We start from the raw sequence: 22033 nt of genomic DNA, 5'->3' as shown, positions 1-22033 counted from the left end.
CCCGTCCGATGCTCCGATTCCTCGTCCGCCGAACCCTCGGCGCTCTCGTCATCCTGCTGATCGTCTCGATGGTCACGTATGCGCTGTTCTTCGCGATCCCGGCGGACCCGGCGCGGCTCTACTGCGGCAAGACCTGCACGCCCGAGAACCTCGCCCTGATCAGGCACGACATGGGCTTCGACCACTCGTGGCCGGTCCAGTACTGGAACTGGCTGAGCACCATCTTCACCGGCGGCACCTTCAACGGCGTGCACTGCGGCGCCCCGTGCTTCGGTTACTCCTTCGACAAGAAGGAGCTGGTCGGCGGCATCCTCGCGGACCGCTTCCCGACCACCCTGTCGCTGACCGTCGGCTCCGCCGTGATCTTCCTGGTCTTCGGCATCGGCACCGGCATGCTGGCCGCGCACAAGCAGGGCAAGGCCGCCGACAAGATCGCCAGCTCCTTCTCGCTGCTGGCCTCCTCGATGCAGATCTACGTGGCCGGCCCGCTCGCGCTCTGGGTGCTCTGCTACAGCACGGACCTGCTGGACCTGCCGACCTACGTCCCGTTCACCAAGGACCCGATCGGCTGGGCCGGCGGCCTGCTGGTGCCGTGGATCGTGCTGTCGCTGATCTGGACCGCCAACTACACCCGCATGACCCGCTCCTCGATGGTCGAGCAGCTGTCCGAGGACTACGTGCGGACCGCCCGGGCCAAGGGCATGTCCGGCACCTCGGTCTTCATGCGCTACGCCTGGCGCGGCGCGATGGGCACCATCGTCACCGTCTTCGGCATCGACCTGGGCGTGCTGCTCGGCGGCGCCATCATCACCGAGACGACCTTCAGCCTGCACGGCCTGGGCCAGCTGGCGATCCAGTCCTTCAACGACTCCGACCTGTCGCTGCTGGTCGGCGTCACCGTGGTGGCCGCCACCCTGATCGTCTTCTTCAACATCATCGTCGACGCCGCCTACGCCCTGATCGACCCGCGCATCCGCCTGGCCTGACGGCCACACCCCGGCCGACCAGCAGCAGTCCCGACCTCACGTACCGCACCGAGGAGCCCAGTCCATGACCACCCTGGCCAAGCCCGAGGAGGCATCCGCCGGCAGCGGCGGCACGCCGTTCCTCTCAGTCCGCGACCTCTCGGTCCGCTTCAGCACCGAGGACGGCGTGGTCCGGGCCGTGGACAACCTCTCCTTCGACGTCGCCCCGGGCTCCACGCTCGGCATCGTCGGCGAGTCCGGCTCCGGCAAGTCGGTGACCAACCTGGCCGTGCTGGGCCTGCACAACCCGGACCGGACCGAGATCACCGGCTCGATCAAGCTGGACGGCCAGGAGCTGATCGGCACCTCGAACCGCGAGCTGGAGAAGCTCCGCGGCAAGAAGATGTCGATGATCTTCCAGGACCCGCTGACCGCGCTGTCGCCGTTCCACACCATCGGCAAGCAGATCGGCGAGACCTTCCGCAAGCACACCGGCGCCTCCAAGCAGGAGGCCCGGGACCGGGCGATCGAGATGCTGACCAAGGTCGGCATCCCGCAGCCCACCCTGCGGGTCGACGACTACCCGCACCAGTTCTCCGGCGGCATGCGCCAGCGCGCGATGATCGCCATGTCGCTGGTCTGCGACCCGAAGCTGGTCATCGCGGACGAGCCGACCACCGCGCTGGACGTCACCGTGCAGGCCCAGATCCTGGACCTGCTCAAGGACCTCCAGCAGGAGATGGGCACCGCGATCATCCTGATCACCCACGACCTGGGCGTGGTCGCCCGGACCGCCCAGGACATCATGGTGATGTACGCGGGCCGGGCCGTGGAGCGCGGCACCGTCCGCGAGGTGCTGAAGGCCCCTCAGCACCCGTACACATGGGGCCTGCTGGCCTCGATGCCGAGCCTGACCGGCGACGTGGACGTGCCGCTGCGGCCGGTCCGCGGCACCCCGCCGAGCCTGATCAACCTGCCGTCCGGCTGCCCGTTCAACCCGCGCTGCGACTACCGCGAGCAGGTCATCGGCGGCGGCTGCACCTCGGAGCGCCCGGCGCTCTCCCCGGCCACCGGGCACGCCGCCGCCTGCCACCTGAACGCGGCGCAGCGGCAGGACATCTTCATCGACCAGATCAAGCCCCGGCTCGGCTGAGAGGGACACCATGAGCAACGAACTGACCCTCAAGCCGGCCTCCCCGGCCGCCGTCGCCCCCGGCGACCCGCTGCTGTCGCTCAAGGGCCTGCAGAAGCACTTCCCGGTGATGGACGGCTTCCTGTTCAAGCGCCAGGTCGGCGCGGTGCACGCGGTGGACGGCCTGGACCTGGACGTCTTCCCCGGCGAGTCGGTGGGCCTGGTCGGCGAGTCCGGCTGCGGCAAGTCGACCACCGGCCGCCTGGTGACCCGGCTGCTGGAGCCGACCGGCGGCGAGATCCGCTACGCCGGCCAGGACATCACGCACGCCGACCGCAAGGCGCTGGCGCCGATCCGGTCCGAGATCCAGATGATCTTCCAGGACCCGTACTCCTCGCTGAACCCGCGGCACACCGTCGGCTCGATCATCGGCGCGCCGATGGAGATCAACGGCATCAACCCGAAGGGCGGCGTGCAGCGCCGGGTGCAGGAGCTGCTGGAGACGGTCGGCCTCAACCCGGAGCACTACAACCGCTTCCCGCACGAGTTCTCCGGCGGCCAGCGCCAGCGCATCGGCGTGGCCCGCGCGCTGTCGCTGAGCCCGAAGCTGATCGTCGCGGACGAGCCGGTCTCGGCGCTGGACGTGTCGATCCAGGCGCAGGTGGTCAACCTGCTCCAGGAGCTGCAGCGCGAGCTGGGCATCGCCTTCCTGTTCATCGCCCACGACCTGTCGGTGGTGCGGCACTTCTCGCAGCGCGTCGCGGTGATGTACCTCGGCAAGATCGTCGAGATCGCCGACCGCAAGTCGCTGTACGAGTCCCCCCGGCACCCGTACACCCACGCGCTGCTGTCCGCCGTCCCGGAGGCCGACCCGGACGACGACCGCGAGCGCATCCGCCTGACCGGCGACGTGCCCTCCCCGGTCAACCCGCCGTCGGGCTGCCGCTTCCGCACCCGCTGCTGGAAGGCGCAGGAGAAGTGCTCGGTGGAGGAGCCGCCGCTGATCCAGCTCTCCGGCAACGCCGGCGGCCACCTGACGGCCTGCCACTTCCCCGAGGAGGCCGCGCCGGCCGTCCCCGCGCAGCGCGCCGAGGTCTGAGCCCCCGGCCGCGTACGGCGAAGGGCCCCACCGCTCCGCGGTGGGGCCCTTCGCCGTTGCCTCAGACCAGGTTCTCCCGCTCGCCGGCGAAGTGGCAGGCCGAGTCGTGCCGGGCCCGCCCCTCCAGCCAGTCCCGCACGGTCAGCGCCGGGTCCTCCTTCGCGCACTTCTCCTGCGCCTTCCAGCACCTGGTCCGGAACCGGCACCCGGAGGGCGGGTTGGCCGGGGAGGGCACGTCGCCGGTCAGCACGATCCGGTCCCGGTGCTCCCGCGCGCTCGGGTCGGGCACCGGCACCGCGGAGAGCAGCGCCTGGGTGTACGGGTGGGTGGCGTGGTCGTAGATCTCCAGGTCGGTGCCGATCTCGACCATCCGCCCGAGGTACATCACGCCGACCCGGTCGGAGATGTGCCGGACGATCGAGAGGTCGTGCGCGATGAACATGTACGACAGGTTGAACTCGCTCTGCAGCTGCTCCAGCAGGTTGATCACCTGCGCCTGCACCGACACGTCCAGTGCCGAGACCGGCTCGTCGCAGATGATGATCTCCGGCTTGAGCGCGAGGCCGCGGGCGATGCCGATGCGCTGGCGCTGGCCGCCGGAGAACTGGTGCGGGTACCGGTTGATGTACTCCGGGTTCAGCCCGACCACGTCCAGCAGGTCCTGGACCGCCTTGCGGCGGTCGCCCTTGGGCGCCACCTCGGGGTGGATCTCGTACGGCTCTCCGATGATGTCGCCCACCGTCATGCGGGGGTTCAGCGAGGTGTACGGGTCCTGGAAGACCATCTGGATGTTGCGCCGCACCGCCTTGAGCGCGGAGCCGCTCAGGTGCGAGATCTCCTCGCCCTTGTACTTCACCGACCCGGCGGTGGCGGGTTCCAGGTTCATCAGCACCTTGGCGAGCGTGGACTTGCCGCAGCCGGACTCGCCGACGATGCCGAGCGTCTCGCCCTGCATCAGGTCGAAGGAGACGCCGTCGACGGCCTTGACCGCGCCGACCTGCTTCTTGAACAGGATGCCCTTGGTGAGCGGGAAGTGCTTGAGCAGGTCGCGCACTTCCAGGATGGGTTCGCCGCGCGGCACGTCCTGGGCGAACGCGACCTCCTCGGGGGTGGTCGCCCCGAGCGGAGTGGCACCGTTAACCGTCACGGAGGGTCTCCTTCCAGAAGAAGCACGCGCTGCGCCGCCCGGCCACCGGCGTCCCGCCGTCGTCGGTCACCTGCGCCAGCGGCGGCACCTCCTGCCGGCAGATGTCCTGGGCCCGCGGGCAGCGCGGGTTGAACGCGCAGCCCGGCGGGATCCGCAGGCGGTGGTGGGCTCGTCCGCGATGATCAGGTCCGGCTCCAGGGCCAGCGCCATGGCGATCATGATGCGCTGGCGCATGCCGCCGGAGAACTGGTGCGGGTAGTCGTTGACCCGTTCCTTGGCGGCGGGGATCCGGACCCGGTCCATCAGCTCGATGGCCTTGGCCTTGGCGTCCTTGCGGTTGTCGCCGCGGTGCTTGCGGAACATCTCGCCGAGCTGGTACCCGACGGTGAGCACCGGGTTGAGCGAGGAGAGCGCGTCCTGGAAGATCATGGCGATCTTCTGCCCGCGGATCTTCCGGCGCTCGTCCTTCGGCATCTTGAGCATGTCCCGGCCGCGGAACAGGATCTCCCCCTGCGGGATGCTGGCCGGCGGCATGTCCAGGATGCCCATGATGGCCTGCGCGGTGACGGACTTGCCGGAGCCCGACTCGCCCAGCACGGCGAGCGTCTCGCCCGCGCTGACGGTGTAGTTGACGCCGTTGACGGCCCTGGCGACGCCGTCCCGGGTCTTGAACTCGACGTGCAGGTCCCGCACGTCCAACAGCGGCCCGGTGAAGGGTTCCTCGCGGGCCGTGCGGGCCTGGTCGGCGGCGGTGGTCATGTGCCTTGTCCCCTCGCTCAACGCAGCTTCGGATCGAGGGCGTCGCGCACCGCGTCGCCCAGCATGATGAAGGCCAGCACGGTGACGGAGAGCGCGGCGGCCGGGAAGAACAGGGCGAACGGCGCCTGCCGGATCACCTTCTGCGCGGACGAGATGTCCACGCCCCAGGAGATGGTCGGGTCCTGCAGGCCGATGCCGAGGAAGCTCAGCGTGGCCTCCGCCGTGATGTAGCCGCCCAGCGCGATGGTCGCCACCACGATCACCGGGGCGATCGCGTTCGGCAGGATGTGCCGGAACATCAGCCGCCCGGTGCCGGCGCCCAGCGCCCGCCCGGCGACCACGTAGTCGGACTGCTTGACGGTGATCACCGAGCCGCGCATCACGCGGGCCAGCTGCGTCCAGCCGAGCACGGCCAGCGCGATGACCACCGACCACACGTTGCGGGTGGCGAACGCGTTCAGCAGCACCAGGGCGCCGAGCAGCAGCGGGATGCCGAAGAAGATGTCGGTGAGCCGGGAGAGCACCGCGTCGACCCAGCCGCCGAAGTACCCGGCGGTCATCCCGGTCAGCCCGCCGAGGACGGTCACCGCCAGGGTGACGCAGATGCCGACGGTGATCGAGGCCCGCGCCCCGTAGAGCACCCGGGCGTAGATGGAGCGGCCCTGCCCGTCGTAGCCGAACCAGCCGGCCCCGAAGAAGTCGGTGTAGTCGGGCTTGCGCAGGTAGTTGTTGGTCAGGTCGGCGGCCCGGGGGTCGGTGTCGGTGAACAGCCCCGGGAAGACGGCGATCACGATCAGCAGCAGGATCAGCACCGCCGAGATGATGAAGGTCGGCCGCTTGCGCAGGTCCCGCCAGGCGTCGCCCCACAGGCTGCGGGCCTGTTCCCGCTTGGCCGGGTCGGGCTCGATCAGCGTCTGCTGCTCGACGGCCATCCCCTGCTGCCCCACGTAGTCCAGGTGGTCGCTGTCGGTCGGCTGGATGTTCCGCAGCGGGTCGTGGTCGTCGGGGATGTCCCCGTTCCGGTCAGGCATAGCGGATCCTCGGGTCCAGGACGGCGTACAGCAGGTCGACGACCAGGCTGGCGACCAGGTAGACCAGCACCAGCACGGTGACGATGCCGACGACCGTCGGTCCTTCCTTCTGGCTGATCGCCTTGTAGAGGACGTTGCCGACGCCGGCGATGTTGAAGATGCCCTCGGTGACGATCGCGCCGCCCATCAGCGCTCCCAGGTCGGTGCCCAGGAAGGTCACCACCGGGATCAGCGAGTTGCGCAGCAGGTGCCGCCCGATGATGGTGTGCCGCGGCAGGCCCTTGGCCACCGCGGTGCGCATGTAGTCGGCGCGCAGGTTCTCGCCGATCGAGGTGCGGGTGAGCCGGGCCACGTACGCCAGCGACAGGGACGCCAGCACCAGGCCCGGCAGGATCAACTGGCTGATGTCCCGCGAGTCCTGGACGGTCGCCGTCACCCAGCCCAGGTTGATGGCGAAGATCGTCTGGGCGATGTAGCCGAGCACGAAGACCGGGATCGAGATGACGATCAGGGTCAGCAGCAGCACCAGGGTGTCGGCGACGCTGCCGCGGTAGAGGCCCGCGATCAGGCCCAGCGGCAGGCCGATGAAGATCTCGAAGAAGAAGGCGACCAGGGCCAGCCGGATGGTCACCGGGAAGGCGTCCGCCATGATCTCCGAGACCGGGCGGCCGGTGAAGCTGGTGCCGAAGTCCAGGTGGAAGATGTTGTTCATGTAGTGCAGGTACTGCTTCCACAGCGGCTGGTCGAGGTAGTACTTGTGCTGCAGGTTGGCCACCTGTGCCGGGTCGGCCGCCTTGTCGCCGAACATCGCGGCGATCGGGTCGCCCGGCAGGCTGTACACCATCAGGAAGATCAGCAGCGTGGCCCCGAAGAACACCGGGATCATCTGGAGCACGCGGCGTAGCACGTAACGGCCCATGGGAGCCCTCCCTCCGAAGGGGTGACGTAGTACCGGAGCCCCGCCCTCCGTGCGGGGAGGACGGGGCCGGCGCCGGGCACGGTCAGCCCTTGACCTCGACCTGGGTCCAGGCCGGGTTGCCGAAGGAGTCGAACGTGACGTTCTGCACCTTGGTGGAGAAGCCGGAGTTGGTCCGGTAGTACCAGAGCGGGATGGCCGGCATGTCGATCGCCAGCTGGGCCTCGGCCTTCTGGTAGCCGGTCGCGGTGTCCTGGATCGACGCCGCCTGGTCGGCCTCGTTGGCGAGCTTGTCGAACTCCGGGCTGGAGTAGCCGGTGTCGTTCGAGGCCGCGCCGGTGCGGTAGACGTCCGCCAGGAAGTTGGCGTTCAGCGGGTAGTCCTGCACCCAGCCGGTGCGGAACAGGCCGTTGATCTGGTGCCCGGTGATCGCCGCGCGGGCGGTCTTGAAGTCGGTCTTCGGGTCGCCGCTGCAGTTCACCCCGGTCGCCTGCCGGATCGAGTTGCAGACCGCGTCCACCCACTCCTTGTGGCCGCCGTCCGCGTTGTACGTGATCTTGATGGCGTTGCCGGGGACGCCGCCGCCCTCGGCGATCAGCTGCTTCGCCTTGTCGGCGTTGTAGGTGCAGAAGTCGCCGCAGGTACCGGACTTGTAGCCCTCGACGCCCTCGGCGACCCAGGCGGTGGCCGGCTTGCGCGAACCCTGGAGCACCGTCTTGGTGATGGTGTCGCGGTCGATCGCCATCGACAGGCCCTGCCGGACCTTGGCCTTGTCCTGGCCCTGCCAGTCGGCCTGGTAGAGGGTGAAGCCGATGTTCTGGATCGCGCCCTGCGGGGCGTCGATCGCCCGGTCGCCGAGGTCGTTCTTGTAGTTCGCCAGCGCCGACGGCGGCACCTGGTCCATCACGTCCAGGTTGTTCGACTGCAGGTCCGCGTAGGCGGCCTCGGCGGTGGTGTACATCTTGAAGACGACGCCGCCGTTCTTCGGCTTGTCCACGCCCTGGTAGTTGGCGAACGTCTTGGTGACCACCTGCGAGTTGTGGTCCCAGCTCACGAACTCGTACGGCCCGTTGCCGACCGGCTTCTGCCCGTAGCCCGCCGGGTCCTTGAAGAAGCCCTCCGGCAGCGGCGAGAAGGCCACGTACCCCAGCTTGTACGGGAAGTACGAGACCTTGTTGTTCAGCTTGATCGTGAAGTGCGTGTCGTCCTGGACGGTCAGGCCGGACATCTTGTCGGCGGTCGGCGAGCCGCTCTCCGGGTGGACGTCCTTGTAGCCCTCGATGTCGGAGAACCAGGAGCTGTTGATCTGGTTGTTGTTGGTGTTGGCCGCCCAGTTCCAGGCGTCCACGAAGCTCTTCGCGGTCACTGGCGTGCCGTCGTGGAAGGTCCAGCCCGACTTCAGCGTCACGTTGTAGGTCTGCGAGTCGCTGGTGTCGATCTTGTCCGCGACCTGCATCCGCAGCTTGCCGTTGGACGGGTCGTAGTCGGCCAGGCCCTTGAACAGGTTCTGCACGATGCGTCCGCCACCGGTCTCGTTGGCATTGGCCGGCTGCAGCGGGTTCTGCGGCTCACTGCTCTGGTAGGTGAAGGTCTTGCTGGTGTCGGACGAGCCGCCGCCGGAACCGCCGCCGCTGCTGCCACAGCCCGTGGCCACCAGGGCCACGGACGTCGCACTGACAACGGCCCAGCGCACACGGGTGCCTGCAGGCATGGAGCTTCCTCCTCGAGGGTGTATGACGCATCTCACCTCATGAGAAGGGCCGTGCAGTTGCGACGCGACCGCAGTAGGGCCGGACGGGGGAGGAACGCCGAGGGGGCACCGGGCGTGTCTCCCGGTGCCCCCTCGGCGCTGCTCGGCGGTGTCACGCCGCCGCGGCGGACTCCCGCTCGGCCGCGAAGTGGCAGGCCGACTCGTGCTTGGCGCCGCCGGCCAGCAGCTCGGGGACGGCCAGCAGCGGGAGCTCGGTGGAGCAGCGCTCCTCCGCCTTCCAGCAGCGGGTGCGGAAGCGGCAGCCCGACGGCGGGTTGGCCGGGGAGGGGATGTCGCCGGAGAGGATGATCCGCTCGCGCTTCTCCCGGTCCGCCGGGTCCGGCACCGGCACCGCGGAGAGCAGCGCCTGGGTGTACGGGTGGGTGGCGTGGTCGTAGATCTCCAGGTCGGTGCCGATCTCGACCATCTTGCCGAGGTACATCACGCCGACCCGGTCCGAGATGTGCCGGACGATCGAGAGGTCGTGCGCGATGAACATGTAGGAGAGCTCGAAGTCCGTCTGGAGCTGCTCCAGCAGGTTGATCACCTGGGCCTGCACCGACACGTCGAGCGCGGAGACCGGCTCGTCGCAGATGATGACCTCCGGCTTGAGCGCGAGGCCGCGGGCGATGCCGATGCGCTGGCGCTGGCCGCCGGAGAACTGGTGCGGGTAGCGGTTGATGTACTCGGGGTTCAGGCCGACCACGTCCAGCAGGTCCTGCACCGCCTTGCGGCGGTCGCCCTTGGGCGCGACCTCGGGGTGGATCTCGTACGGCTCGCCGATGATGTCGCCCACCGTCATGCGGGGGTTCAGCGAGGTGTACGGGTCCTGGAAGACCATCTGGATGTTGCGGCGCACCGCCTTGAGCGCGGAGCCGGAGAGCCGGGAGATGTCCTCGCCCTTGTAGAAGACCTGGCCGGCGGTGGCCCGCTCCAGGTTCATCAGGACCTTGGCCAGCGTGGACTTGCCGCAGCCGGACTCGCCGACGATCCCGAGCGTCTCGCCCTTGTGCAGGGTGAAGGAGATGCCGTCGACGGCCTTGACCGCGCCGACCTGCTTCTTGAAGAGGATGCCCTGGGTCAGCGGGTAGTGCTTGACCAGGTCGCGGACCTCCAGGATGGGCTCAGCCATGGAGGGTCTCCTTCCAGAGGTGGCAGGCGCTCTTGCGCCCGGCGAGCTCCGCACCCTCCCGGTCGGTGACCTGGTGCAGGGCGGGGATCTCGGTGCGGCACAGGTCGGTGGCGACGTCGCAGCGGTGGTGGGCTCGTCCGCGATGATCAGGTCCGGCTCCAGGGCCAGCGCCATGGCGATCATGATGCGCTGGCGCATGCCGCCGGAGAACTGGTGCGGGAAGTCGCCGACCCGCTGGGCGGCGGCCGGGATCCGGACCCGGTCCATCAGCTCGATGGCCTTGGCCTTGGCCTCCTTCTTGGAGGCGCCCTCGTGCACGCGGAACATCTCGCCGAGCTGGTAGCCGACCGAGAGCACCGGGTTGAGCGAGGACAGCGCGTCCTGGAAGATCATGGCGATCTTCCGGCCGCGGATCTTCCGGCGCTCCTCGCCCGACATCTTCAGCATGTCCTGGCCGCGGAACAGGATCTCCCCCGCGGTGACCCGGCCGGGCGGCATGTCGAGGATGCCCATGATGGTCTGCGCGGTGACGGACTTGCCGGAGCCGGACTCGCCGAGCACGGCCAGCGTCTCGCCGGCCGCGACCGAGTAGTTGACGCCGTTGACGGCCTTGGCGACGCCGTCCCGGGTCTTGAACTCGACGTGCAGGTCGCGGACTTCGAGCAGCGGGGTGCCGGGGGCCGGACGGTCCTTGGCAGCGGTGGTCTTCTCAAGTGCGGTGGTCATGATGCGGGCCGCCTCTCTCAGCGCAGCTTCGGGTCGAGGGCGTCGCGCACCGCGTCGCCGAGCATGATGAACGCCAGCACGGTGACGCTGAGCATGCCGGCCGGGAAGAACAGTGCGAACGGTGCCTGGCGGATGACCTTCTGGGCCGAGTTGATGTCGATGCCCCAGGAGATGGTCGGGTCCTGCAGGCCGATGCCGAGGAAGCTCAGCGTGGCCTCGGTGGCGATGTAGCCGCCCAGGGCGATGGTCGCCACCACGATCACCGGGGCGATCGCGTTCGGCAGGATGTGCTTGAACATGATCCGGCCGGTACCGGCGCCGAGCGCCTTGGCCGCGGTCACGTAGTCGGACTGCTTGACGGTGATCACCGAGCCGCGCATCACGCGGGTCATCTGCGTCCAGCCGAGGATGACCAGGGCGAAGACCACCGACCAGACCGTGCGGACGTGGAAGGCGTTCAGGATGACCAGGGCGCCGAGCAGCAGCGGGATGCCGAAGACCATGTCGGTGAAGCGGGAGACGATCGTGTCGACCCAGCCGCCGTAGTAGCCGGCGATCATGCCCAGCAGGCCGCCGAGGAGCGTGACGCCGGCGGTGACGCAGATGCCGACGACCACCGAGGCGCGGGCGCCGTAGATCATCCGGGCGTAGATGGAGCGGCCCTGGCCGTCGTAGCCGAACCAGTCCGCCTGGAAGAAGTGCAGGTAGTTCGGCTTGGCCAGGTAGTGGTTGCGCAGGTCGCCGGCCCGCGGGTCCACCGAGGTGAACAGGCTGGGGGCGATGGCGAACAGCACCAGCAGGACGATCAGCACCGCGGAGATGATGAAGACCGGGCGCTTGCGCAGGTCGTGCCAGGCGTCCAGGCCGAGGCTGCGGGGCTTCTCCCGCTCGGCCTCGGGAGCGACGACCCGCTCGGCGGGGGTCTCTCCGTCCCCGGCGGGGGCGTTCTTCTCGATCAGGTCAGGCATACCGGATCCTCGGGTCCAGGACCGCGTAGAGCAGGTCGACGAGCAGGCTGGCGAAGAGGAAGACCAGCACCAGCACCACGACGAAGCCGGAGACGGTCGCGCCCTCGCTGCGGCCGATGGCGTGGTACAGCGCGTTACCGACGCCCTGGACGTTGAAGATGCCCTCGGTGACGATCGCGCCGCCCATCAGGGCGCCCAGGTCGGTGCCCAGGAAGGTGACCACCGGGATCATCGAGTTGCGCAGCAGGTGGGTGCCGATCACCTTGCGCCGGGGCAGGCCCTTGGCGATGGCGGTGCGCATGTAGTCGGCCTTCAGGTTCTCCGCGACGGAGGTCCGGGTGAGGCGGGCGACGTACGCGAGCGAGATCGAGCCGAGCACGACGGCGGGCAGGATCAGCTGGTCCAGGGTCATGTGCTGCGCCTGCACCGTCGGGGTGACCCAGCCGAGCTGGATCGCGAAGATGTTCTGGAAGATGAAGCCGAGCACCGGAACGGGGATCGAGATCAGCAGCAGGGTCAGCACCAGCGTCGACTTGTCGAACGCCTTGCCGCGGCGCAGGCCGGCGAGCAGGCCGATGGCGACGCCGACGACCAGCTCGAAGACGAAGGCCATCAGGGCGAGCCGGATGGTGACCGGGAACGCCTCGCCGATCACGTCGGTGACCTTGCGACCGCTCATGGTCATGCCGAAGTCGCCGGTGAACAGGTCCCCCATGTAGTTGAGGTACTGCCGCCAGATAGAGACGTCGAGTCCCATCTGGTGCCTGAACGCGGCGAGCTGGGCCGGGTCGGCCGCCTTGTCGCCCCACATCGCTGCCGCGGGGTCGCCGGGCAACCAGCGGGTCATGAAGAAGATGATCGTGACCGTGCCCAGGAACACCGGGATCATCTGGAGCAGTCGCCTTGCGACATAGCGCCCCATCGTGCCTCCAATTCACTGCTCTGACGGGCTGACTGTCCCGGTGTCAGAGTTCTGGACGTGACAACGGCCGGTGCCGGGCCGCCCGGTGGGGCGGGGCACGGCACCGGCCGTGTCTGTTCGAGCCGTGCGGTGCCGGCTCGTTTACTTCTGCTTGACCTCGACCTGGGTGAAGACCGGGTCACCGAAGGAGTCGTACTTCACGTTCTGCACGTTCTTCGAGTAACCGGCGGTGGTCTTGTAGTACCAGAGCGGGATGGCCGGCATGTCCTTGGCCAGCTGGGCCTCGGCCTGCTGGTACAGCTCGGCGGTCTTCTCCACCGAGGTGGCCTTGTCCGCCTCGGCGGCCAGCTTGTCGAACTCCGGGCTGGAGTAGCCGGCGTCGTTGGCCGCGGCGCCGGTGCCGAACACGTCGCGCAGGAAGTTGGCGTTCAGCGGGTAGTCCTGCACCCAGCCGGTGCGCATCAGGCCGTCGACCTTCTTGTTCTTGATCAGGTCGCGGGAGGACTTGAAGTCCGGCTTGGCGTCGCCGGTGCACTCCACGCCGGTGGCCTGGCGGATGGAGTTGCAGACCGCGTCCACCCACTCCTTGTGGCCGCCGTCGGCGTTGTACAGGACGGTGATCTTGTTGCCGGGGACGCCGCCGCCCTCGGTGATCAGCTGCTTGGCCTTCTCCGGGTTGTACGAGCAGTACTCGCCGCAGGTGTTGTCCTTGTAGCCCATCGCGCCCGGGGCGACCCAGGAGTTGGCGGGCTGGCGGGAGCCGTTGAGCACCGTCTTGGTGATGGTGTCGCGGTCGATCGCCATCGACAGGCCCTGGCGGACCTTCGCCAGGTTCTCCGGCTTCCAGTCGGCCGCGTACAGCGAGAAGGAGATCGACTGGATGGCGCCCTGGGCCTGGTCGACGGCGCGGTCGCCCAGGTCGTTCTTGTACGAGGACAGGTCGGTCGGGTCGACCTGGTCCAGCACGTCCAGGTTGTCCGAGATCAGGTCCTTGTACGCGGCGTCGGCCTGCGCGTAGTTCTTGAAGACGATGCCGCCGTTCTTCGGCTTGTCGACGCCCGCGTACTTGTCGTAGGCGGCGACGGTGATCGCCTTGTTGTGCTCCCACGAGACGAACTTGTAGGGGCCGTTGCCGATCGGCGACTGGCCGTACTTGGCCGGGTCGGTGAAGAAGACCTCGGGCAGCGGCGAGAAGGCGGTGTAGCCGAGCTTGTACTCGAAGTACGAGACCGGGCCGGTCAGCGCGATGGTGAAGTGGGTGTCGTCGACGACCTTGAGGCCGGACATGGTGGCGGCGGTGGGGTCGCCCGCGTCCGGGTGGACGTCCGTGTAGCCCTGGATGTCGGAGAACCAGTCGGAGTTGATCTGGTTGTTCTTGACGTTGGCGGACCAGTTCCAGGCGTCCACGAAGGACTTGGCGGTCACCGGGGTGCCGTCGTGGAAGGTCCAGCCCGACTTCAGGGTGACGGTGTAGTTCTGCGCGTCGGTGGTCTCGATCTTGTCGGCGACCTGGTTGCGCAGCTGGCCGTTGCTGGGGTCGTAGTCCACCAGGCCCTTGAACAGGGTCTTGATCACGCGGCCGCCGCCGACCTCCATGGCGTTCGCCGGCTGGAGCGGGTTCTGCGGCTCGGTGCTCTGGTAGCTGAACGTGCCCTGGGCGTTGGACGCCCCGGTGCTGGAGCTGCCCGAAGAGCTGCCGCAAGCGGTAGCGGCGAGGGCGACCGCGACGGCTGCGACAACCCACTTGGCCTGGCTGGCACCGCGCATGGGTGTGCCTCCTGAAATCGTGTTGCAGATCGCTCGCGGCCTGGCGCGCACCCCTGCGCAGGAGCCTCGACCCGAGCTCGACTGCACCCACTATCGGTCACTCACGGATACGGAAATGACCAATACGGATTTCAATTTGGTCACATGAACGACGGATGAATCCCGGAAAACGGACATTGCAGACATAGTCAGACACGGGCGAAACGGACAGTTGTCACGGATGACGATCAGTGACGTCCGATTAACGAACGCCCCGCGTCCGGAGATCCATGACGGAGCGTCACCGAAAACGCGACCGGCCGGCGTCCGCGAGGACGCCGGCCGGTCGGCCGAACGGGGTGGAACCGGGCGGGTGTCAGCCCTTCTTGGCGCGCGAGGCGGTGCGGCCGCGCTCCTTGGCGTCCAGGACGACCTTGCGGATGCGCACGGTCTCCGGGGTCACCTCGATGCACTCGTCCTCGCGGCAGAACTCCAGCGACTGCTCCAGCGAGAGCTTGCGCGGCGGCACGATGGACTCGGCCACGTCCGCGTTGGAGGAGCGCATGTTGGTGAGCTTCTTCTCCTTGGTGATGTTCACGTCCATGTCGTCGGAGCGGGAGTTCTCGCCGACGATCATGCCCTCGTACACCTCGGTGCCGGGGTCGGTGAACAGCACGCCGCGCTCCTGCAGGTTGGTCATCGCGAAGGCGGTGACCACGCCGGAGCGGTCGGCGACCAGGGAGCCGTTGTTGCGGGTGGTCAGGGTGCCGAACCACGGCTCGTAGCCCTCGTGGATCGAGTGCGCGATGCCGGTGCCGCGGGTGTTGGTGAGGAACTCGGTGCGGAAGCCGATCAGGCCGCGGGACGGCACCACGAACTCCATCCGGACCCAGCCCGAGCCGTGGTTGGACATGTTGTCCATCCGGCCCTTGCGGATGCCCATGAGCTGCGTGACGGCGCCCATGTGCTCCTCGGGGACGTCCACGGTGAGGCGCTCGACCGGCTCGTGGGTCTTGCCGTTGACCTCGCGGGTGACCACCTGCGGCTTGCCGACGGTCAGCTCGAAGCCCTCGCGGCGCATGGTCTCGATCAGGATGGCCAGCGCCAGCTCGCCGCGGCCCTGCACCTCCCAGGCGTCCGGGCGCTCGGTGTCCAGCACGCGCAGCGACACGTTGCCGATCAGCTCGCGGTCCAGGCGGTCCTTCACCTGACGGGCCGTCACCTTGCGGTCCACCTTGGCGCCGGACTTGGCGTCGGCGCCCTTGCCGGAGCCGCCCTTGCCGACCAGCGGCGAGGTGTTGGTGCCGATGGTCATCGAGATGGCGGGCTCGTCGACGGTGATCAGCGGCAGCGCGATCGGGTTCTCGGTGTCGGCGAGGGTCTCGCCGATCATGATGTCGCCGATGCCGGCGACGGCGCAGATGTCACCGGGGCCGGCCACCTCGGCGGGCTTGCGGGTGAGCGCCTCGGTCATCAGCAGCTCGGAGATCCGGACGTTCTGGATCGAGCCGTCCCGCTTGATCCAGGCCACCGTCTGGCCCTTGCGCAGCTCGCCCTGCTCGACCCGGAGGAGGGCGATGCGGCCGAGGAAGTTGTCGGCGTCCAGGTTGGTGACGTGCGCCTGCAGCGGGGCGTCGGCGTCGTAGGTCGGGGCCGGGACGTGCTCCAGGATGGTGGAGAAGAACGGCTCCAGGTTGTCGGAGTCGGCCGGCACGGTGCCGTTCTCCGGCTTGGTCAGCGAGGCCACGCCGTCGCGGGCGCAGGCGTAGACGATCGGGAACTCGATCTGGTCCTCGTCCGCGTCCAGGTCCAGGAACAGGTCGTAGGTCTCGTTGATGACCTCGTCGATCCGGGCGTCCGGGCGGTCGGTCTTGTTGATGCACAGGATGACGGGCAGCCGGGCGGTGAGCGCCTTGCGCAGCACGAAGCGGGTCTGCGGCAGCGGGCCCTCGGAGGCGTCGACCAGCAGGACGACCGCGTCCACCATCGACAGGCCGCGCTCGACCTCGCCGCCGAAGTCGGCGTGGCCGGGGGTGTCGATGATGTTGATGGTGATCGGCGCGCCACCGTCCTTGGGGTGGTACTTGACCGCGGTGTTCTTGGCGAGAATGGTGATGCCCTTCTCGCGCTCGAGGTCGTTCGAGTCCATCATCCGGTCGTCGAGGTGCTGGTGGGCGGCGAAGGCGCCGGCCTGCTTCAGCATGGCGTCGACCAGGGTGGTCTTGCCGTGGTCGACGTGGGCGACGATGGCGACGTTGCGGATGTCGTTGCGCGTGGGCATGCGGCGCTGATTCTCCCGGAATCGTGGGTCACGGTGCCCGGCCCGCGTCAGCATTCACCGGTCCACCCACCGGGCACGGCACATGCCCCGGCTTCTCCCCATCGTACGGGGAACGGCCCAATGGAGCCGAAACGGGCGGCCGCGGAGCGGTGGAGATCACCTTCCGGCGGCGGTGCTTCCGGTACGCACCGCGGTGGCGGCGGCCGTCGCCGGGCCGCCGCCGGGCGGGTCAGAGGGCCAGTTCGAACCAGACGATCTTGCCCTTGGGGGTGCGGCGGCTGCCCCAGCGCTCGGCCAGCAGCGAGACGAGCTGCAGGCCGCGGCCGCCCTCGTCGGTCTCCTGGGCGCGGCGCTGGCGGGGCTGGGCGTAGGCGTCGTCCCAGACCTCGCAGACCATGGTCTTGTCGCGCAGCAGGCGCAGCCGGATCTCGCCGCGGCCGTGCCGCAGCGCGTTGGTGACCAGCTCGCTGACCAGCAGTTCCGAGGTGTCGACCAGCTCGTCCAGGCCGCGTTCCAGCAGCCAGCCGCAGGCGGCCTCGCGGGCCTTGGCGACCGAGGTCGGCTCGGAGGGGAACCGCCAGTCGCCGACCGAGCCCTTGGGCAGGCCCTTGACCTTGGCCATCAGCAGGGCGATGTCGTCCTCGCCGTGGTGCGGGTTGAGCTCGTCCAGCACCTGGTCGCAGAGTTCCTCGATCCGCTCGGAGCCGGCCTCCAGGGCGGCCCGGAAGGCGTCGATGCCCTCGTCGAGCTGGTGCTTGCGGGACTCCACCAGGCCGTCGGTGTAGAGGGCCAGCACGGCGCCCTCCGGCAGGTCGACGGTGACCTCCTCGAACGGCTCGCCGCCGACGCCGAGCGGCAGGCCGGGCGGCACGGTGATGGTGCGGGCGCCCTGGCCGGGGGCGAGCAGGACCGGCGGGAGGTGGCCGGCGTTGGCGAAGGTGCAGCGCTGCTTGACGGCGTCGTAGACGGCGTAGACGCAGGTGGCGAGGTAGACCTCGGCGCTGGAGCGGTCCGGGTCCTCGTCGTTGCCGAGGCCGCGGGCGATCTCGTCGAGGGCGGAGAGCACCTCTTCGGGGTCGAGGTCGAGCATCGCCAGGGTGCGGACGGCGGTGCGTAGTTGGCCCATCGCGACGGCGGCGCGCAGGCCGCGGCCCATCACGTCGCCGATCACCAGGGCGGTGCGGCTGCCGGGCAGCGGGATGACGTCGAACCAGTCGCCGCCGACCTCGGTGTTGTTGTTGCTGGGCAGGTAGCGGCGGGCGATCTCCAGGCCGGAGGCGGCCGGGTTGCCGGGGGGCAGCAGGCTGCGCTGGAGGATCAGCGCGCGCTCGTGCTCGCGGCGGTAGAGCCGGGCGTTGTCGACGCAGACCGCGGCGCGGGCGACGAGTTCCTCGGCGATCGCGACCTCGCGGGCGTCGAACGGCTCGCTGCCGATCGCCCGGGAGAGCTGGACCAGGCCGAACACCTGGTCGCGGGCGACCAGCGGCACCACCAGGGTGGAGCGCAGCAGCGGGTCGGGCCCGGGCTGCGGGACGACGCTGCGGCCGGTGCGCAGGGCGCGGGCGTGCGGGGAGCGCGGCGGGTAGCAGAGCGTGCCGCCGGCCTCGGCGACCCGGACGCCGCCGGCCCGCTCGCTGCCGAGCACGGACGGGGCGTTGCCGACCACGCTGGAGACGGCGACCCGGCGCAGTTCGCCGCTCTCCGGGTTGGCGGTGAGCGGGGCGGAGTCGCCGGTGAGCAGCGCGGTGTACAGGTCGACGGTGGCGACGTCGCAGAACTGCGGGACGATCACGTCGAGCAGTTCCTTGGCGGTGGTCTCCAGGTCGAGGGTGGAGCCGATGTGGGTGGACGCCTCGTTCAGCAGGGCGAGGCTGCGGCGCACGCCGGCCGCCTCGCGTTCGGCGATGTGCCGGCTGGTGACGTCCTGGACCTGGCCGGCCACGCCGATCGGGCGGCCGCCGGCGGCGGTGAGCCGGTACAGCGAGACGGCCCAGGTGCGCTGGTCCTCGTCGCGGCCGGCGCTGGGGCGAGCGGCCCGGACCGGGCCGGACAGCCGCAGGTCGAGGACGGGCTCCTGGCCGGTGAGGACCTTGCGCAGGGCGAGCAGCAGCCGGTCCGCGTCGGAGGGGCGGAACACGTCGCCGGGGGCGAGGCCCTGGAGGGCGGCGGGGCTGCGGCCGACGCCGGCCGCGAAGGCGGCGTTGACCCGCTGCAGCTTGAGGTCGGTGTCGAACAGGAAGAACCCGGTGGGGGTCTGGCCGATGACGGCCTCGGAGGCGGCCAGGTCGGTCTCGATGGCGCGCAGCCGGCCGAGGTCGACGGCCAGGCAGGTCGCGGAGCCGTCGGCGCTGGCGGGCATCGCGTAGACCTCGGCGAGGCTCTCGGCGCCGGCCTGGTCCCGGTAGGGGGCGGTGCCGACCCACTCCTCGCCGGACAGGATGCGTTCCAGCCGGGCCCGGCCGCGCTGCCACATCTCGCGCGGGATGAACGCGGTGATCGGGTCGGCGCCGACCGCCTCGGCGGCGGGGACGCCGAAGAACTCGGCGGCCCGGTCGCTCCACTGCGCGATCCGGCCGTCCGGGCCGATGGCGAAGGTCGCCACCCGGATGTAGTCGTAGATGGTGCCCGAGGTGCCCTGTCCCCAGCCGAGCGGCAGCGGGACGGGGGTCGTCGGGGCACCCGGCTGCTCCGGCACCGCGGCATGACTGCCGCTGCCGTGCGTCACGTTCCGTGCCGGGAAGCTGTTCAACGGACCGACCCCTCCAACCCGCGCCCATCCGGTGTCGAGAAGACCGAGTATTCGCTGTCCGAGTATTCATCATCCGGGCGTGGGCGCACACGCCCTTCAACGTCACAACATCGAATCGGGTGGTTGAACCCCGGTGTTCGACAGCTCGAACCAGACGACCTTGCCCAGCCCTTCGGCCCTGGTGCCCCAGCGCAGGGCGAGCCGGCGGACCAGTTCGAGGCCGCGCCCACCCTCGTCGCCGGCCCCGGCGTGGCGCTCCCGGGGCGGGTCGGGCAGCGGGTCGGAGATCTCCACCAGCAGCAGGTCGCCGAGGGTGAGCCGGACGCCGATCGGGGCGCTGGCGTACCGGACGGCGTTGGTGACGAGCTCGCTGACCAGCAGTTCGGCGGTGTCGGTGAGCTCCTCGGCGCCCCAGTCCGCCAGGGTGCCGCGGACCAGCCGGCGGGCCCGGGAGACGGCGGTCGGCTCGGCGGGCAGCGTCCAGCCGGCGGTGGGCTCCTCGGCCCGGCCCTCGCCGAGCCGGGCCAGCAGCAGGGCGACGTCGTCGGGCTCGCGGCCCTGCTCCATGGTGCCGAGGACGGCCTCGCACGCCTGCTGGATCGAGGCGTACGGCTGTTCGAGCACGCTGATCAACCTCCCCAGTCCCACGTCCAGGTCCTTGTCCCGGGACTCCACCAGCCCGTCGGTGCACAGGGCGAGCAGGCTGCCGTCCGGGATCCGCAGTTCGACGGACTCGAACGGCACCCCGCCGACGCCGAGCGGCGCGCCGGAGGGCAGGTCGAGGACCCGGCCGGCGCCGCCGGGCAGCGGGCCGCCGGAGCGGGCCGGCTCGGCGCCGGCGCCGGGCACCACCAGGACCGGCGGGATGTGGCCGGCCTTGGTGACGGTCAGGCTGCGCCGGGCGGGGTCGAAGACCGCGTAGACGCAGGTGGCGAGCAGGGCCTCGTCGGGGCCCTGGGCGAGGTCGTCGGCGAGCTCGTGGACGTGCCGCAGGACCACCTCGGGGGGCAGGTCGAGGGCGGCCAGCACCCGGACCGCGGTGCGCAGCCGTCCCATCGTGGCGGCGGCCCGCAGGCCGTGGCCCATCACGTCGCCGACCACCAGGGCGGTGCGCTCGCCGGGCAGCGGGATGACGTCGAACCAGTCGCCGCCGACCTCGGTACCGCTGGAGCCGGGCACGTACCGGTAGGCGACCTCGACGCCGGGCGGCTGCGGGACCTGCTGGGGCAGCAGGGTGCGCTGCAGGGTGAGCGCGGCGGTGCGCTCGCGGGCGTACAGCCGGGCGTTGTCCAGCGAGCTGCCGGCCCGGTCGGCGAGCTCGACGGTGAAGGCCAGGTCGTCGCGGTCGAAGCCCTCGCGGTAGCCGGCCCGGCTGACCACCAGCAGGCCGATCACGATGCCGCGGGCCCGCAGCGGGACCACCAGCCGGGAGTGCACGCCGAGCTCGCGGGCGGCTTCGACCTTGGGGTCGCCGGGGAAGGACAGCTCCTCGGGCCCGTTGCCGCCGGAGAGCATCTCGGGGACGCCGCTGCGCAGCACCCGGCCGAAGACCGAGTCCTCCTCGAAGGTGATCCGGGCGCCGTGCCGCAGCATGGTCTCCACCGCGGGGCTGTGCTGGATCGCGGCGACGCCGAGCTGCAGCAGCGAGGTGTGCCGGTCGTGGCCGTGCCGGGGCAGGTCGTCACCGTGCGCGACGGCCTGCAGCAGGATCACCCCGGCATAGTCGGCGAGCCGGGGGACCACCGCGCCGGCCAGCTCCTGGGCGATCATCGAGGCGTCCAGCAGGTCGCCGACCCGGGAGCCGAACTCGTTGAGCAGCGACAGCCGCCGCCGGGCGCCCTCGACCTTGGCGACCGCCCGGTAGCGCTCGGTGACGTCCATGACGGTGCCGGAGATGCCCAGCACCCGGCCGGAGCGGTCGGTCATCCGGCTGTAGGAGATCGACCGGTACCCGGAGCCGGCGGTGGCCGGGGAGGCCAGCGTGACGTCGATGACCGGCTCGCCGGTGGCCAGCACCTGGCGCTGGACGGCGGTGATCTCGTCGGCGGAGCGCTCGGGCAGCGTCTCGCCGGTGGTGCGGCCGATGTGCTCCTCGGCGGGCAGGCCGTTCATGTCGGCCAGGGTGCGGTTGACGGCGGTGTAGCGCAGGTCGGTGTCGAGCACCGCGATGCCCAGCGGGGACTGCTCGAACAGCGCGTCGCGGACCGCGAGGTCGCGCTCGACGGCGCGCAGCGCGGCGGCCTCGGTGAGCGCGGCCTGCACGTACGGGGCGCCGTCGCCGTCGACCAGCAGCGAGAGCCGGGCCTCCACCTCGACCGGCAGGCCGTCCCGGTCGGCGATCTCGGTGAAGCCGTGCCAGGAGCCGCGGCGCAGCGTCTCCTGGAGGGCGGAGCGGGTGCGCTGCGCCTGGTCCGGGTCCGGGATCAGTTCGTCGACGGCGCGGCCGACCAGCACCTCGCTGGGCCAGCCGAGCATCTCCTCGGCGGCCGGGCTCCACAGCACCACCCGGCCCGAGGTGTCCAGGATGACGATGGCCACCCGCACCACGTCCAGCAGGCTGCCGCCCTCGGTGCGGCGGCTGGGGTGCAGGGGGGTCGGGCCGCTGTCGGAGCGGGCCCCCGGCGGCGGCTCCGCCCCGCCGGGGAAGGCCCGGGCGGGGCGGCCGCGGGCCGGGGGGCCGGCGGTGTCTGCGGCGGGGGCGGTCGGCGGC

The 22033-nt window shown here is 70.2% G+C and carries 14 protein-coding genes and 2 pseudogenes; 3 read left to right on the top strand and 13 right to left on the bottom strand.

The features are described 5' to 3' along the window. Positions 1 to 8 precede the first annotated feature (8 nt). From IH44_RS0114345 to IH44_RS0114335, 3 genes are all read left to right on the top strand, one after another. Complete coding sequence (locus tag IH44_RS0114345; RefSeq protein WP_030459910.1) at positions 9 to 986, top strand: ABC transporter permease; 978 nt, start codon at positions 9 to 11, stop codon at positions 984 to 986. 64 nt (positions 987 to 1050) lie between these two features. Further along, positions 1051 to 2118, top strand: a complete 1068-nt coding sequence (locus IH44_RS0114340) for an ABC transporter ATP-binding protein (RefSeq protein ID WP_030459909.1) — start codon at positions 1051 to 1053, stop codon at positions 2116 to 2118. Positions 2119 to 2128: 10 nt separating this feature from the next. Then, the gene (locus IH44_RS0114335) at positions 2129 to 3196 is read left to right on the top strand and encodes an ABC transporter ATP-binding protein (protein WP_030459908.1); all 1068 of its coding nucleotides are present in this window, start codon (positions 2129 to 2131) and stop codon (positions 3194 to 3196) included. A 61-nt stretch (positions 3197 to 3257) separates the two neighbouring features. Here the strand turns inward: IH44_RS0114335 and IH44_RS0114330 are convergent, their stop codons facing one another. The 13 genes and pseudogenes from IH44_RS0114330 to IH44_RS0114270 all read right to left on the bottom strand — a co-directional run. Next, the gene (locus tag IH44_RS0114330; protein ID WP_157852312.1) at positions 3258 to 4277 is read right to left on the bottom strand and encodes an ABC transporter ATP-binding protein; all 1020 of its coding nucleotides are present in this window, start codon (positions 4275 to 4277) and stop codon (positions 3258 to 3260) included. Positions 4278 to 4332: 55 nt separating this feature from the next. Next, positions 4333 to 5102 (bottom strand): annotated as a pseudogene (locus IH44_RS41030) (ABC transporter ATP-binding protein). 17 nt (positions 5103 to 5119) lie between these two features. Then, on the bottom strand, positions 5120 to 6034 hold the full coding sequence (locus IH44_RS0114320; protein WP_051816904.1) for an ABC transporter permease: 915 nt from the start codon (positions 6032 to 6034) through the stop codon (positions 5120 to 5122). A 91-nt stretch (positions 6035 to 6125) separates the two neighbouring features. Continuing rightward, on the bottom strand, positions 6126 to 7052 hold the full coding sequence (locus IH44_RS0114315) for an ABC transporter permease (protein ID WP_030459905.1): 927 nt from the start codon (positions 7050 to 7052) through the stop codon (positions 6126 to 6128). Positions 7053 to 7134: 82 nt separating this feature from the next. After that, positions 7135 to 8760: an ABC transporter substrate-binding protein gene (locus IH44_RS0114310; protein WP_030459904.1), complete on the bottom strand. Its 1626-nt coding sequence runs from the start codon at positions 8758 to 8760 to the stop codon at positions 7135 to 7137. 151 nt (positions 8761 to 8911) lie between these two features. Beyond that, positions 8912 to 9931 carry an ABC transporter ATP-binding protein gene (locus tag IH44_RS48020; RefSeq protein WP_030459986.1) on the bottom strand — a complete coding sequence of 340 codons (1020 nt, stop codon included), beginning with the start codon at positions 9929 to 9931 and terminating at the stop codon, positions 8912 to 8914. Positions 9932 to 10111: 180 nt separating this feature from the next. Further along, a pseudogene (locus tag IH44_RS48015) lies at positions 10112 to 10657 on the bottom strand (ATP-binding cassette domain-containing protein); the annotation flags it as partial. A gap of 17 nt (positions 10658 to 10674) precedes the next feature. Next, complete coding sequence (locus tag IH44_RS0114295; protein WP_030459903.1) at positions 10675 to 11625, bottom strand: ABC transporter permease; 951 nt, start codon at positions 11623 to 11625, stop codon at positions 10675 to 10677. Further along, on the bottom strand, positions 11618 to 12547 hold the full coding sequence (locus tag IH44_RS0114290; protein WP_030459902.1) for an ABC transporter permease: 930 nt from the start codon (positions 12545 to 12547) through the stop codon (positions 11618 to 11620). Before IH44_RS0114290 ends, IH44_RS0114295 begins: the two co-directional genes overlap by 8 nt. Positions 12548 to 12688: 141 nt before the next feature. Continuing rightward, positions 12689 to 14314, bottom strand: a complete 1626-nt coding sequence (locus IH44_RS0114285) for an ABC transporter substrate-binding protein (RefSeq protein ID WP_030459901.1) — start codon at positions 14312 to 14314, stop codon at positions 12689 to 12691. 355 nt (positions 14315 to 14669) lie between these two features. Beyond that, the gene (gene typA / locus IH44_RS0114280) at positions 14670 to 16574 is read right to left on the bottom strand and encodes a translational GTPase TypA (RefSeq protein ID WP_030459900.1); all 1905 of its coding nucleotides are present in this window, start codon (positions 16572 to 16574) and stop codon (positions 14670 to 14672) included. A 229-nt stretch (positions 16575 to 16803) separates the two neighbouring features. Further along, complete coding sequence (locus IH44_RS0114275) at positions 16804 to 19269, bottom strand: SpoIIE family protein phosphatase (protein WP_369794948.1); 2466 nt, start codon at positions 19267 to 19269, stop codon at positions 16804 to 16806. A gap of 156 nt (positions 19270 to 19425) precedes the next feature. Then, positions 19426 to 22033, bottom strand: a 2608-nt coding sequence (locus IH44_RS0114270) for a SpoIIE family protein phosphatase (protein WP_030459898.1), incomplete at its 5' end; no start/stop codon positions are given.

The sequence above is a fragment of the Kitasatospora sp. NRRL B-11411 genome (genome assembly GCF_000721345.1).
Classification (GTDB): Bacteria; Actinomycetota; Actinomycetes; order Streptomycetales; family Streptomycetaceae; genus Kitasatospora; species Kitasatospora cineracea.
Note: the sequence above shows the minus strand (reverse complement) of the source record. Positions and strands in the feature narration are given on the sequence as shown.

What these genes read in the sequence shown, in the direction of transcription:
- IH44_RS0114345 (WP_030459910.1), top strand. Translation starts at nt 9, where the DNA reads ATGCTCCGATTCCTCGTCCGCCGAACCCTCGGCGCTCTCGTCATCCTG.
- IH44_RS0114340 (WP_030459909.1), top strand. Translation starts at nt 1,051, where the DNA reads ATGACCACCCTGGCCAAGCCCGAGGAGGCATCCGCCGGCAGCGGCGGC.
- IH44_RS0114335 (WP_030459908.1), top strand. Translation starts at nt 2,129, where the DNA reads ATGAGCAACGAACTGACCCTCAAGCCGGCCTCCCCGGCCGCCGTCGCC.
- IH44_RS0114320 (WP_051816904.1), bottom strand. Translation starts at nt 6,034, where the DNA reads ATGGCCGTCGAGCAGCAGACGCTGATCGAGCCCGACCCGGCCAAGCGG.
- IH44_RS0114315 (WP_030459905.1), bottom strand. Translation starts at nt 7,052, where the DNA reads ATGGGCCGTTACGTGCTACGCCGCGTGCTCCAGATGATCCCGGTGTTC.
- IH44_RS0114310 (WP_030459904.1), bottom strand. Translation starts at nt 8,760, where the DNA reads ATGCCTGCAGGCACCCGTGTGCGCTGGGCCGTTGTCAGTGCGACGTCC.
- IH44_RS48020 (WP_030459986.1), bottom strand. Translation starts at nt 9,931, where the DNA reads ATGGCTGAGCCCATCCTGGAGGTCCGCGACCTGGTCAAGCACTACCCG.
- IH44_RS0114295 (WP_030459903.1), bottom strand. Translation starts at nt 11,625, where the DNA reads ATGCCTGACCTGATCGAGAAGAACGCCCCCGCCGGGGACGGAGAGACC.
- IH44_RS0114290 (WP_030459902.1), bottom strand. Translation starts at nt 12,547, where the DNA reads ATGGGGCGCTATGTCGCAAGGCGACTGCTCCAGATGATCCCGGTGTTC.
- IH44_RS0114285 (WP_030459901.1), bottom strand. Translation starts at nt 14,314, where the DNA reads ATGCGCGGTGCCAGCCAGGCCAAGTGGGTTGTCGCAGCCGTCGCGGTC.
- typA (WP_030459900.1), bottom strand. Translation starts at nt 16,574, where the DNA reads ATGCCCACGCGCAACGACATCCGCAACGTCGCCATCGTCGCCCACGTC.